General features: G+C 70.3%; 13 protein-coding genes. 5 read left to right on the top strand and 8 right to left on the bottom strand.

The window, feature by feature from the left end:
* Positions 1-39: 39 nt before the first annotated feature.
* Positions 40-2,100 carry an NAD(+) synthase gene (locus AB6V29_RS04580; protein ID WP_369357290.1) on the top strand — a complete coding sequence of 687 codons (2,061 nt, stop codon included), beginning with the start codon at positions 40-42 and terminating at the stop codon, positions 2,098-2,100.
* A gap of 45 nt (positions 2,101-2,145) precedes the next feature.
* Here the strand turns inward: AB6V29_RS04580 and AB6V29_RS04575 are convergent, their stop codons facing one another.
* Positions 2,146-2,643, bottom strand: coding sequence for a DUF427 domain-containing protein (locus tag AB6V29_RS04575; RefSeq protein ID WP_369357289.1), 498 nt, complete (start codon positions 2,641-2,643; stop codon positions 2,146-2,148).
* A 100-nt stretch (positions 2,644-2,743) separates the two neighbouring features.
* Here AB6V29_RS04575 and AB6V29_RS04570 point away from each other — a divergent pair, with 100 nt between their 5' ends.
* The 4 genes from AB6V29_RS04570 to AB6V29_RS04555 all read left to right on the top strand — a co-directional run bounded on the left by AB6V29_RS04570 (position 2,744) and on the right by AB6V29_RS04555 (position 4,824).
* Entirely contained in the window at positions 2,744-2,941 is a 198-nt protein-coding gene (locus AB6V29_RS04570) for a hypothetical protein (RefSeq protein WP_210073075.1), read from the top strand.
* Entirely contained in the window at positions 2,938-3,081 is a 144-nt protein-coding gene (locus AB6V29_RS04565) for a hypothetical protein (RefSeq protein ID WP_210073073.1), read from the top strand. Before AB6V29_RS04570 ends, AB6V29_RS04565 begins: the two co-directional genes overlap by 4 nt.
* A gap of 75 nt (positions 3,082-3,156) precedes the next feature.
* On the top strand, positions 3,157-4,101 hold the full coding sequence (locus AB6V29_RS04560) for an aldo/keto reductase (protein WP_369357287.1): 945 nt from the start codon (positions 3,157-3,159) through the stop codon (positions 4,099-4,101).
* 165 nt (positions 4,102-4,266) lie between these two features.
* Entirely contained in the window at positions 4,267-4,824 is a 558-nt protein-coding gene (locus AB6V29_RS04555) for a nucleosidase (RefSeq protein WP_210073069.1), read from the top strand.
* A 24-nt stretch (positions 4,825-4,848) separates the two neighbouring features.
* Here the strand turns inward: AB6V29_RS04555 and AB6V29_RS04550 are convergent, their stop codons facing one another.
* The 7 genes from AB6V29_RS04550 to AB6V29_RS04520 all read right to left on the bottom strand — a co-directional run bounded on the left by AB6V29_RS04550 (position 4,849) and on the right by AB6V29_RS04520 (position 12,001).
* The gene (locus AB6V29_RS04550; RefSeq protein WP_369357285.1) at positions 4,849-6,351 is read right to left on the bottom strand and encodes an MFS transporter; all 1,503 of its coding nucleotides are present in this window, start codon (positions 6,349-6,351) and stop codon (positions 4,849-4,851) included.
* Between the two features lie 81 nt (positions 6,352-6,432).
* Positions 6,433-6,615 carry a hypothetical protein gene (locus AB6V29_RS04545; protein ID WP_210073067.1) on the bottom strand — a complete coding sequence of 61 codons (183 nt, stop codon included), beginning with the start codon at positions 6,613-6,615 and terminating at the stop codon, positions 6,433-6,435.
* A gap of 104 nt (positions 6,616-6,719) precedes the next feature.
* A complete protein-coding gene (locus AB6V29_RS04540) occupies positions 6,720-9,812 on the bottom strand; it encodes an AAA family ATPase (RefSeq protein ID WP_369357283.1) in 3,093 nt (1,030 codons plus the stop codon).
* Complete coding sequence (locus AB6V29_RS04535; RefSeq protein ID WP_267788082.1) at positions 9,809-10,963, bottom strand: exonuclease SbcCD subunit D; 1,155 nt, start codon at positions 10,961-10,963, stop codon at positions 9,809-9,811. Before AB6V29_RS04535 ends, AB6V29_RS04540 begins: the two co-directional genes overlap by 4 nt.
* A 118-nt stretch (positions 10,964-11,081) precedes the next feature.
* Entirely contained in the window at positions 11,082-11,399 is a 318-nt protein-coding gene (locus AB6V29_RS04530; protein WP_210073061.1) for a hypothetical protein, read from the bottom strand.
* A 1-nt stretch (position 11,400) separates the two neighbouring features.
* Positions 11,401-11,610: a hypothetical protein gene (locus AB6V29_RS04525; protein ID WP_103205833.1), complete on the bottom strand. Its 210-nt coding sequence runs from the start codon at positions 11,608-11,610 to the stop codon at positions 11,401-11,403.
* 91 nt (positions 11,611-11,701) lie between these two features.
* Positions 11,702-12,001 carry a GNAT family N-acetyltransferase gene (locus tag AB6V29_RS04520; RefSeq protein ID WP_116239305.1) on the bottom strand — a complete coding sequence of 100 codons (300 nt, stop codon included), beginning with the start codon at positions 11,999-12,001 and terminating at the stop codon, positions 11,702-11,704.
* Positions 12,002-12,312: the final 311 nt, after the last annotated feature.

The following is a 12,312-nucleotide window of genomic DNA, read 5'->3' as shown; positions in this document are numbered from 1 at the left end:
GGACTGCCCACCGTCGGAGGGTGCTGACAGACTGAGGGGGTGATCACCGATCTGCCGTTCGAGAACGTGTACCGGCACGGGTTCGCGCGCGTCGCCGCGTGCACGATCCCCGTCGCGGTCGCCGACCCCGCCACGAACGCCGACGCCGTGCTCCAATCGGCGCGCGCCTGCGACGCCGAGGGGGTCGCCGTCGCGGTCTTCCCCGAGCTGTGCCTGACCGGCTATGCGATCGACGACCTCGTCATGCAGGATCCCCTGCTCGACGCCGTCGAGACCGCCCTCGAGCGCCTGGTCCTGGCATCCGCAGACCTCCTTCCGGTGCTGCTGGTGGGCGCGCCGCTGCGCCAGGGCAACCGCCTGTTCAATTGCGCGGTCGTGATCCACCGGGGCCGGGTGCTCGGCGTCGCCCCGAAGGCGTACCTGCCCACGTACCGCGAGTTCTACGAGCACCGCTGGTACGCCCGCGGCGACGACCAGGCCGGGCAGCACATCCGCGTCGCGGGCCAGACGGTGCCGTTCGGGCCCGACCTTCTGTTCGATGCGGTCGACGTGCCCGGTCTGACCCTGCACGCCGAGGTGTGCGAAGACGTCTGGGTTCCGATCCCGCCGTCATCGGGGGCGGCACTGGCCGGGGCCACGGTGCTCGCGAACCTCTCGGGCAGCCCCATCACGATCGGGCGCGCCGACGACCGCAACCTGCTCTCGCAATCGCAGTCGATGCGGTGCCTCGCCGTCTACGCCTACGCGGCCGCGGGCCAGGGCGAGTCGACCAACGACGTCTCTTGGGACGGCCAGACCATGATCTACGAGAGCGGCCAGCTGCTCGACACGACCGAGCGCTTCCCCGACGGGCCGCGGCGCAGCGTCGCCGACGTCGATCTCGACCGGCTCCGTCAGGATCGCCTGCGCCAGGGCACGTTCGACGACAACCGCCGCACCACGGCCCCCGCATTCCGCACGGTGCCGTTCGAGCTCGCACCACCGGCGACCGATCTCGGTCTGCGCCGTGCCGTCGACCGCTTCCCGTTCGTCCCCGACGACCCCGCTCGCCTCGCGCAGGACTGCTACGAGGCCTTCAACATCCAGGTGTCGGGGCTCGTCCAGCGCCTGCAGGCCATCGGCAACCCGCGGCCGGTGCTCGGGGTGAGCGGCGGACTCGACTCCACGCACGCTCTTCTCGTCATCGCGCGCGCCATGGACCGAATGGGGCGTCCGCGTAGCGACATCCTCACCTACACGCTCCCCGGCTTCGCGACGAGCGAGAAGACCAAGCGCAACGCGATCGCCCTGGCGGAGGCCGTCGGCGCCTCGATCGAAGAGATCGACATCCGCCCCGCGGCGACCGAGATGCTCTCGCGCATGGGGCACCCCTTCGCCGCGGGACGACCCGTGCACGACGTCACCTTCGAGAACGTGCAGGCGGGGCTGCGCACCGACTACCTCTTCCGTCTCGCGAACCAGAACGACGGGATCGTCGTCGGCACCGGCGACCTGTCCGAGATCGCGCTCGGGTGGTCCACCTACGGCGTGGGCGATCAGATGAGCCACTACTCGGTGAACCCCGGGGTGCCGAAGACCCTCATCCAGCACCTCATCCGCTGGGTGATCTCCTCGGGAGAGCTCAGCGACGACACGGTCCAGGTGCTGCAGGCCGTGCTCGACACCGAGATCAGCCCCGAGCTGGTGCCCGCGGGGCAGGACGGCCGCATGCAGTCCACCGAGGACCGCATCGGCCCCTACAACCTGCACGATTTCACGCTGTACCACGTCCTGCGCTTCGGGTTCCGGCCGTCGAAGATCGCCTTCCTCGCGGCGCACGCCTGGAATGATCCGGATGCCGGCGCCTGGCCGCCCGGCTACCCCGAAGAAGAGCGCCCGGCGTACGACCTCGTCACCGTGGCGAGATGGCTCGAGGTGTTCCTGAAGCGCTTCTTCGGGTTCGCGCAGTTCAAGCGCACCGCGATCCCGAACGGGCCGAAGGTGTCGCCCGCCGGTTCGCTCTCTCCGCGCGGAGACTGGCGCGCCCCCTCCGACGGCAACGCTCGCGCGTGGCTCGCCGACCTGCACGCGGCGGTGCCGCAGGCCTTCCGCGGCGACTGAGCCACGGCATCCGCTCGGGGCACGCCCCGGCCCTGGCGACGCGGACTACCAGCCCATCGAACCGGGGACGCCCTTGAACGGCCCCGCGAGGTCGCTCGTGACCCAGCCGCCGTAGAACCCGCCGGGCTGCGGTTTCACCGTCTCGCCGCCGAGAACGACGCGGTCCATGGGGCCCGCGTAGACGGCCACGCGGTCCTCGAGCAGCTCGTACCCCGGCATGGGGTGCGGGTAGTTCCAGGCGGCGCGCGGCGCAACCGCTCCCCCTCCCCCGTGCACGTCGAAGTACCGGGCGCCGCCTTTGAACTCGCAGAACGAGGCGCCTTCTCCGAGGGTGAGGACATCGCCGAACGCGGCGATCGGCACGTAGTACACGGGCGGATGACTGGTCTCGAGCACCCGGACGACGTCGTCGGTGTCGGCGATGCGCACGCCGCCGAAGTCGATCTGCACGCGCTTGCGGACGCGCTCCAGCCGCGGGGGCCGAGGGTAGTCCCACACGGATTCCTGACCGGGGCGGACGGGGTCGGGTACGGGGCGCGGCATGCGCCCACGCTACGCCGCGATCTGGACACTCGGGCGATTCCCCGGATACCGGCTCAGGAAGCGCACAGGTTTTCGGTAGCCTGGAAGTCGAGGGGGAACAGTGAGCGAACACAGGACGACGCCGGTCGGGCGGCGCTATCGCGTCTACCAGATCGTCGGCATCGTGCTGGCCGTGCTCTTCCTCGCCCTGGGCGTCGCCGCCTACCTCGCCGGCGGAGGGCCCGTCATCGCCGCCATCGCCGTCATCGGAGGTCTCGCCGTGCTCATCGTCTCGATCATCACGATGGTGCGCTCGTGAGCGCTCCCGAGACCCCGGGCGGCCCCGACGGGAAGAAGAAGTACCCCGCGGGCACCGTCGTCATCTGGATCGCCGGCGCCGGCATCGGCCTGTGGCTCCTCGTCAGCGGGCTGATCGGCATCCTCTCCGGAGGCAGCTGAACCCGCGCGTCGTGGGAATGCCCTCCGACGACGATCGTTGACCTCCCTGTCACCGATTTCGACAGGAAGGGCATCATGACGCGTATCGGACGCAGCGACCTCGACATCCTCCCCCTCTCACTGGGCGGCAACGTCTTCGGCTGGACCGCCGACCGAGACACCTCGTTCGCGGTGCTCGACTCCTTCCATGCCGGGGGTGGCAATTTCATCGACACCGCCGATGCCTACAGCGCCTGGGTGCCCGGCAACTCGGGCGGCGAGAGTGAGACCCTCATCGGCGAGTGGCTCGCCTCCCGCAAGCCCGAGAACGTCGTGGTGGCCACCAAGGTCAGCCAGCACCCCGAGTTCCGCGGACTGGGCGCGAAGAACATCCGCGCCGCGGCGGAAGCCTCGCTGAAGCGCCTCGGAATCGACACCATCGACCTCTACTACGCCCACTTCGATGACGCCGAGACGCCCCTCGAAGAGACCGTCGCCGGCTTCGCCGACCTCGTCAGCGACGGGCTCGTGCGCTACGTGGCGGTGTCGAACTACACCGCGGCGCGCATCGGCGAATGGATCTCGCTCGCCGAGGCCTCCGGAGCAGATCTCCCGGTCGCCGTCCAGCCGCACTACAACCTCGTGCACCGCACCGATGTCGAGAGCGAGATCGTGCCTGTGGCCGAGCGGTACGGCATGTCGCTCGTTCCGTACTACGCGCTCGCGAGCGGATTCCTCACCGGCAAGTACCGTTCGTCGGATGCCACCGGCACCTCGCCCCGGGCGGAAGGCGCCGCGAAGCTGGCCACTCCGGCCGGACTGGCGCTGATCGACGCGCTCGAAGAGGTCGGCGATGCGCACGGCGCCTCCATCGCCACCACCGCCCTGGCCTGGCTGCGGGCCCAGCCGAGCGTTGCCGCTCCCATCGCGAGCGCCTCGAAGGTGGAGCAGGTCGCCGATCTCCTCGCCAGCGCCTCTCTCGAGCTGACGGCCGACGAGATCGCGCACCTCTCGGCCGTGTCCGAGCCCGCCCAGGGCTGAGCAGGGCGCGGGGCGGGATGCGCGGGCACAGCCCGCGCCTTCGCCCCCTCGGCCGAGGAACGCCCGCCGTACCGGGATCCGCGCGCAGCGTGTTCCCCCCTACGGCGGGCGTTCCTCGCGGTGGGACTCGCTACGCCGACACCCGCCGTGGGCGAGAATGAGGACGTGAAGCTCCTCGTCGCCGCCCATGCGTCCGAACTCACCGCCTTCGAGGCGGAGATCCCCGGTTTCGATCGTCTGCTCACCGGGGTGGGCAAGATCCCCGCGGCCTACGCGCTGACGCGTGCGCTCTGCGAGGGCGACTACGACGAGATCGTCGTCGTCGGCACGGCGGGAGCGATCGATGACGACGTCGAGGGCGGCATCTACGACATCGCGGCTGCAATCCAGCACGACGTGAAGGGCCTGGACGGCACCTTCGGAGAGCATGTGTCGCTGCCCTCCCGTGTCGAGACCGGGTCCGAGGGCGTCGTCATCGCGACCGGCGACCACTTCGTCGACGATGCGGAGGCCGTGCGCCTCATTCGCGGTCTCGGTGCCCGCCTGGTCGACATGGAGTCGTACGCGCTCATCTGGGTCGCCCGCCAGTTCGGCGTGCCCATCCGCATCCTGCGCGCCGTGTCGGACCGCGCGCAGGACGGCGCCACCGAGCTGTGGGACGACGTCGTGGAGCGGTGCAGCCACGAGCTGCGCGCGGAGATCCGCGCCCGCTACGGCGTCTGATTCCGCCCCGGGGATCGCACGCGCCTAGGGCGTCTGCGACCCCGACCGCGCCCGCCCCGCGAGATCGGTGACGCCGACGACGAGCGCGAGCGCGAGGAAGATGCCCACCGTGATCATCCCCGACGCGTAGGCGTCGTGGTACAGCACCGCCGCGTCATCGACGCTCCCCTGCTCGCGGTAGACCGTCGCGTAGAACAGGGCGAGGGCGATCGCCGTGCCGACGGCCGTGCCGATGCGCTGGCCCAGTTGACCCACGGATCCCGCGACGCCGCCGCTCTTGACCGGGATGTCGGCGAGGGTGAGCGTCTGGTTGGGCGAGATGACGAGACCGCCGGCGAAGCCACCGAAGGTCATCACCGCCGCCATCGCCCAGGGTGTCCATCCGGGCGGCGTGAAGAGCGCGACGAGCACGAGCCCGCCCGCCGTGGCCACCATGCCCACGATTCCCCAGACCACGAGCGGACGCCCCAGGCGAGTGACGAGGTTGCCGCCGATCCACGAACTCCACGCGGATGCCACGGCGAAACCGATCGTGACCATACCGGCGAACACGGGCTCCAGGCCCAGGCCTCCCTGGAGGAAGAGCGTTCCCAGGAGGAACATGGCGGGGATCGCGGAGAAGTAGGCGGTCGAGATGAGCACACCATTGCGGTACGACGAGAGCGAGAAGATCGCGAAGGGTATGAGCGGCATCCGTCCCCGCTCCCCGTATCGACGTTCCCAGAACACGAACCCCGCGGCGAAGATCACGGACGCCACCAGGAACCACCAGCGGTGCGGGTTGTCGTCCGGGCTCCCCGTGGTGAACAGGAACGGCCACATCAACGACAGGATCGTCAACGCGAAGAGCACGACGCCGACCGGATCGAGATCGAGCTTGCGGTGGGACCTGGTTCGGGTGTCGGGCAGCAGCCACGCCGCCAGCGCGATGACGATCGCCACGAGCGGGACGTTGATCCAGAAGATGAGCCGCCAGCCGTCGGTGTCTCCGCCCAGGGCGATGAGCAGACCGCCCAGCGTGGGGCCGAAGGCCGTCGCGATGCCGATCGTCGCACCGAACAGACCGAAGGCGCGGCCGCGCTCCTTGCCCTGGAACAGCTGCTGCACGAGACCGAGAACCTGAGGCATCTGGATGCCGGCCGCAACGCCCTGCAGCAAGCGGGCGACGAGGAGCACGGTCGTGTTCGGCGCGAGGGCGCACGCGAGGCTCGTGACAAGGAACAGCGAGAGGCCGACGAGGAAGAGCATGCGCCGCGACCGGAGGTCTCCCAGACGCCCGGCCGGGACCAGCACCAGACCGAAGGTGAGGATGTAGCCCGACACCACGAGCTGCAGCTCGGTGGGTCCGGCGTTCAGCGCCGCTTCGATGGACGGGAGCGCGACGTTGACCTTCGTGAGGTCGAGGATCGTGAGCGCGGCGACAGCGACCGCCACCCAGTAGGCACGCCACCGGTGCTTCTGCGACAGCACGATGTCACGTGTGGGGGGATGGGCGGAGTCCGTGGACGCGGAGGGAGGAGGAGTCATCGCTGCCGACGGTACTCCGGGTCTCGGACACCGCCTCCGGGCTTGCGCCGCGGGGCGCCGCGGCTCCCGCGACCGAACGCGTCAGTCGACGTCTCTGCGGGCGAAGACCGCCCGCAGCACGAGGAACACGATGAATGCGACGACCGCGACGGCGATCAAGCGGAAGACGAACGCGATGAGCGAGAACAGGATGTTCACGAGCACCCACGCGATGATCACGGCGACGACGACGCCGAGGATGGTCCACAGGGTGCTCTTGCGCATAAGCCCAGCCTAGAGCGGGAGCCTGTTGAACCGCCCGGCGGGGCGCCGTGCCCCGCGACCCCGCACCATCCGAGCGGACGCGGGTTCGAGTCCCGATCTCGGCGTCAGCCGATCAGCGCCGGGGCGTCCTGCCGGATCACGCTCGGCCCACGCGGCGTGGCCGCGACGTGGAGCTGCGCGGGGAGCTGGTCTTTCATCGCCGCAACATGGCTGATCACCCCGACGGTCCGGCCGCCCTGCCGCAACTCGTCGAGGGTGCGCATGGCGAGATCGAGAGTGTCGTCGTCGAGCGAGCCGAAGCCTTCGTCGATGAAGAGCGTGTCGAGTCGGATGCCGCCCGCTCGCGCCGTCACGACCTCGGCGAGGCCGAGGGCCAGGGCCAAGGAGGTGAGGAACGTCTCGCCACCCGACAGCGATTGCGGGGGTCGGCTCTGGCCCGTGAATGCGTCGACCACCTCGAGTCCCAGTCCGCTCGCCGCACCGCGGGCCGCCAGCGCGTCGCTGTGCTGCAGACGGTAGCGACCGGATGACATGTGATCGAGACGGAGATTGGCAGCGGCGACGATCTCTTCGAGCTCGGCGGCGAGCACGAAGGTCTCGAGGGTCATGCGACGTGTGTTCGGCGCACGCCCGGCGACGGTATCGGCAAGTCGAGCGATTACGGCGTGCTCGTCGGAAAGCGCCGCCACAGCCGCGTGCGCGTCGTCGGCGCGCTGGGCGAGCCCTCTCAGCCGCTCCGCAAGAGCTCGAGCGGACGCGTGCGCAGCGGTGGTGCGCTGGACGACCTCACGGGCCCGGGCGACGGCCTCGGCGTACGGAGCGGGGTCGACGGGCTCATCGGGGGCATCGACCAGAAGGAGCTCGAGCTCGAGCAGCCGCTGGCGAATTGAGACACTCGCCGCATCGTGTTCGGCGATGGCGGTATCGAGGCGACGGCGATCGGCTGCCGGCCGGAGCGCCCGGACCACGGCGTCGACGTCGGCGAAGGAGCTCTCTCTCACGCGCGACGCGACGGTATCCGCCGCCTCGAGCTCGTGCGCGGTCGCCGCCTCGACCGCGTCTCTTGCCGCGACCAAGTCGCGCACCGCATCTCGCCGGGAACGCAGATCGCGCTGGCGCGCGGTCACGCTGTCGAAGTCTCCCCGCGCGGCGGCCACCTCGCTACGAAGACCCGTCACCCTCTGCTCGGCCAGAGCGAGATCCTGTTGCGTGCTCGCGAGCCTGCTCGCGAGAGCGTCGATACGCGAGGCGACCGCCGCATCGAGGTCGGCCACGCGCGCCCGTTCCGCCTGGAGGCTCTCGCGCTCGGCGACCTCGGCCGAGGCCGCCGCGAGCGCCTCATCGGTCTGAGCGAGCCTCTCCTCGAGGGCTTCGACGCTTTCTCCGCCCGCGAGGGCTGCGGCGAGAGCGTGAGCGTCACGCGCGACGCGAGCCGCGTCGGAGGCGAGGCGGTCCTGCTCGACCGCCGCGTTCTTGCGGTCTTCTGCGGCGGTGATGTCGTCATCGGTCACGGGCTCTTCGTCGCCGCGAGCGGGAGCGGGGTGTTCCCGTGCACCGCACACGGCGCATGGCTCTCCGTCGACGAGGTCATGGGCCAGCTCGACGGCCGCGCCTTGGAGTCGGCGACGCAGGAGGCTGGTCCACGAGTCGACGGCGCGCTGTACCTCGTCGGCGCGCACCAGGGATGCGAGATCGGCCTGATCGCGTTCGTCTTGCAGCTGCGCCGCACGGCGCGCGGCCTGCACGCGGCGAACCAGGTCGTCACGCGCGCTCGTCGCGGTGGCCATGCGGGTCTCGGCGCCGGCGAGCTGCTCGAGGCGCTCGTCGAGAGCACGCAGGGCCTCGGGAACCTCCGCTCGGCCCTCGACGAGGGCATCGCGATCGGTGGCGGTCCGGGCGACCAGGGTCGTGAGTCGATCGAGCTCCACCTCGAGGACGTCGAGCTCGGCTTCGGCGTTCAGGGCGGACTGTCCCCGCGCGAGCAGCGCGGTGAGCTCGTCGTCGCGGGCGACGAGAACGGCCCGATCGAGGGCGGCTCCGCCGGAAGGGACGGGGCCTGCCGTCGTGTCCGTCGAGGGTTCGACGGCGGCGTCCGCGCTACGCGGTTCCGCGAGCCGCCCCGCCTTCTCTTTCGCCGTGTCGGCGGCGTCCACGGCGGAGGCGAGCGCCTTCCGTGCGATCTCGGCCGCATCGATCGCGGCCCGCATCGTCTCGGCTTCGGCCGCGCAGCGCGACTCCTCGCGCGCGGCGGTGATGCGCGGCTCGTCCGCCTCGAGAACCGCCAGACGGTCCCGCAGTCGCGATCGGTCCTGCTGGCGTTCGTGGAGCGTGGCCGCTTCCCGCTGAGCGGCCAGGGCCCGATCGAGTCGCGCATCGCTGTCGTCGCGCTCTCGCGCGGCGGTCTCGACGCGATAGTCGGCGCGTTCCACGGCTCGAACGACGCGGGCGAGCCGTTCGCTCACGCTGACGGGTGCACCTGCCGGGGTCTCGACGATCTCGTCGGCGACGAGGTCGTCTTCGGGCTCGAGTTCACCGGCAAGACGCTCCGCCTCGTCGAGGAGCGTCGCCACCTCGACGCCCTCGGCAGCGAGACGTTGCGCCGCGCTCTTGCGACGCTCTTCGAGGTCCGCCGCGTACTGCTCGAAGGAGCGCGTACCGAAGAGCGTTCGCAGCAGGCTCAGGCGCTCGTCGTTCTTGGCGAGCAGGAATCGGGCGAACCGGTTCTGCGCCAGCAGGATGACCTGCAGGAACTGCTGCTGGGTCAGGCCTAGGATCTCGTCGAGGCGCGCGGCGACGTCGACGGGCCGTGCGGCCACTCCGGTCCAGCCCTCGGGGGCGAGGATCTCGAGGAGGGCGCGGTGCGGTTCTTTCGTCGTCCCCCCACCGCGCCGTTTCGGACGTTCGAACTCGGGCGAGCGGGTGATGCGCCACCGCTCCCCCTCCGCACTGAACTCGAGCGTGACGCGCGTGGGGTCGTCGGGTTCGCAATGGTCGCTGCGCAACCGGCGGTCGGCGCCGTCGTATCGCGGCACGCCTCCGTAGAGGGCGTAGCAGACACCGTCGAGCACGCTCGATTTGCCGGCGCCCGTGCGCCCCGTGATGAGGAAGATGCCGTCTGGCGTGAACGCGTCGAAGTCGACCGTCTGCGCCTCGAGGAACGGACCGAACCCTTCGAGGACGAGGCTGTGGAGCTTCATGCGTTCGCCTCCGCGACGGACCGCGCGTCGAGCACGTCGCGGATGAGCGCACGTTCGGCTTCGGACGCCCCCTCTCCTTCACGGACGTGAGCGAGGAACGTCTCGACGATCTCCGCGTCGTCGCGTGCGGCGCGCACACGTCGCGCGTACCCGGCGCCGTCGTCGGCTTGCGTCTCGGCGGGCAGATGGACCACCGTCGCGCACCAGGGGAAGCGCGACTGCAGTCGCCGCATCGGATCGGGCTGAGGCGTGGAATCGGTGTACTCGGCGCGCACCCAGTGCTCGTCGTGGCCTGCGAAGCTCTCGTCGGTGAGCAGCTCGTCGAGGCGGGCGCGAAGCGTCACGAGCGGACGGGGCACCGGCAGATCGAGCCAGGTCACGTCGGCCAGCCCCTCGGCGTCGAGGTCGACGAGCCACGAACCACGGGGTTTTCCTGCCTCGCCGAAGCTGTAGTGCACCGGGGCGCCGGCATAACGGACGCGATCGGACAACTGCTGACGACCGTGGATGTGGCCGAGGGCGACGTAGTCGGGCCCGTCGAACGCGGGGAGCGGGACGACGTCGAGGCCGCCCTGTCGGATCTCTCGTTCGACTCCCGGGGTGGCATCGACCCCCGCGGCGAAGCAGTGCGCCGCGACCACCGAGCGCCCGCCGCGTTCGCCGAGGTCGGCGCGGACGAGGTCGAGTGCGTGCTGCATCGTCTGCGCCTGGCTGCGCAGCTCGACGCCGTCCCAGAGATGGCGCACGATGGCGGGCTCGAGGTACGGGATGCCGTAGATGTGAACGGGACCGTGCTCGTCGTCGACGGTCACCGGGGTGCCGACGGAACGCGGATCGGTGACGACCGTGATCTCCTTCCGAAGGAGAGCGGACTGGAAACCGAGGCGGGCGGCGGAATCGTGGTTGCCGCTCGTGACGACGACCCGTGCGCCGGCATCGGCGAGCGCCGCCAAGGTGGACGAGAGGACCGGGTAGCAGGCCGCGGAGGGGGCGGCGGAGTCGAAGACATCGCCCGCGACGATCACCACGTCGACCGCGTGCTCGCGGACCTGCGTGACGAGGGCTTCGAGGACGCTGCCCAGTGCGTCGAGCGTCGAGTGCCCGTGGAAGGAGCGCCCGATGTGCCAGTCGGAGGTGTGCAGGATCCGCATGCAGACACGGTACGTCGCCCCTCCGACATCGGCTCGCAGCAAACGCCCGACCACTCTCCCCGCAGACGCGAAAACGCCTCACCGCCGGGTGTTCCCGGGGTGAGGCGCTACCGCTGGATCAGGAGCCGGCGACCTCGGCGGCCAGGGCCCGGATACGGTCGTCGCCCAGGTCGAGACCGATGTCGAGGAAGCGCTGGCGCAGCACGTCGGCGATCCGCTCCTCGCTCTTGTCTCCGACGTCGGCACGCGTCTGCACGACGACGCCCTGGATACGGGCGGTGTCGTCGGTCGCATGCATGTCCATCGCCGGTTCCGACTGCTCATCGGGGTGCGAGAGCTTGCGGTCCTGGTGGACAGCGCCGCCCACCGAGTCCGCCGCGTCGGCGCCGCCGTCGGGGCCGCTGCTGGGCTGGGGCGCCCGGGTGTCATCCGACATGTCAGTCCTCCGTGCTCAGATCGGGGTCGATGCCCTGGCTGGCGGCATCCCCCTCGATGGGGTCCGAGGGCTCCGCGTCGTTCAGTCGCGGCGAGCCCTTCGCGTGCTCGTTCTGTTCTGCGGTCTCGCCGTCTGCGACGGCGCCGCTCTCCCAGCCACCGGCGGGGTCGGCGTCGATGACGCCCTCGGGCAGGTCGCGGTCGTCTGTCATGACTTCCCCTTTCTCCGGATACAGCTTCGTCTCACCGGCATCCGACCGGGCAGGGGTTGACGACCGCGCACGGGCTGCGTAGGCGCCGGATTCAGCCCGCGGGGCGCTGGTGCAGCAGGCCCGCGCGCTCGGGGTGCGACTCGAACCACTCCCCCACGTACCAGCAGACGGGCAGGATCTCACGGTCGCCCGCCGCCTCGATCGCATCGACCGCCCGCTCCGTGATCACGGCCGCGTACCCGTGGCCGCGGAAGGTGGGGATGGTGAACGCGCGCGTGAGAGCGACAGTGCGTCCGTCGTCGCGGTAGTCGAGCACGGAGACGAGGTCGTCCCCGTTGTGCAGGGTGTAGCGGGACGCGGTCTTGTCGTCGGCGAAAAGCAGATCGGCCATGGTCGAGAGGCTACGCCGATGACGACCCCCTGGCTCCGTTAGCGCAGATTGCACGGTCCGAGGCCTCTGGAAGCCATCCGATCTGAGCAGGATGCTCCATACTCGAGCACCTCGTGCGATTTGACGAAGTCCGACGTCCTGCGTCATAATCCCCCCATGACTCTCAACGCGCGTTCTCTGTCCGCCCGGGAGGCGAACAGGACTGCCGGCATGATGATGCCCGGCCGCGTTGCGATGTGTTGTCGAATGTGCCGCTAACAGCGACCCTCGCCCGGATCACCTCGGTTTCTGAACACCGACGTCATCCCCCG

Source organism: Microbacterium sp. 20-116 (assembly GCF_041079415.1).
Lineage (GTDB): Bacteria > Actinomycetota > Actinomycetes > Actinomycetales > Microbacteriaceae > Microbacterium.
This window is presented reverse-complemented; position numbering and strand designations above follow the sequence as displayed.

Bases quoted from the DNA above. Each gene is read 5' to 3' on its own strand.
- AB6V29_RS04535 (WP_267788082.1), bottom strand. From the start codon at position 10,963: ATGCGGATCCTGCACACCTCCGACTGGCACATCGGGCGCTCCTTCCAC.
- AB6V29_RS04550 (WP_369357285.1), bottom strand. From the start codon at position 6,351: ATGACTCCTCCTCCCTCCGCGTCCACGGACTCCGCCCATCCCCCCACA.
- AB6V29_RS04520 (WP_116239305.1), bottom strand. From the start codon at position 12,001: ATGGCCGATCTGCTTTTCGCCGACGACAAGACCGCGTCCCGCTACACC.
- AB6V29_RS04540 (WP_369357283.1), bottom strand. From the start codon at position 9,812: ATGAAGCTCCACAGCCTCGTCCTCGAAGGGTTCGGTCCGTTCCTCGAG.
- AB6V29_RS04545 (WP_210073067.1), bottom strand. From the start codon at position 6,615: ATGCGCAAGAGCACCCTGTGGACCATCCTCGGCGTCGTCGTCGCCGTG.
- AB6V29_RS04530 (WP_210073061.1), bottom strand. From the start codon at position 11,399: ATGTCGGATGACACCCGGGCGCCCCAGCCCAGCAGCGGCCCCGACGGC.
- AB6V29_RS04525 (WP_103205833.1), bottom strand. From the start codon at position 11,610: ATGACAGACGACCGCGACCTGCCCGAGGGCGTCATCGACGCCGACCCC.
- AB6V29_RS04560 (WP_369357287.1), top strand. From the start codon at position 3,157: ATGACGCGTATCGGACGCAGCGACCTCGACATCCTCCCCCTCTCACTG.
- AB6V29_RS04575 (WP_369357289.1), bottom strand. From the start codon at position 2,643: ATGCCGCGCCCCGTACCCGACCCCGTCCGCCCCGGTCAGGAATCCGTG.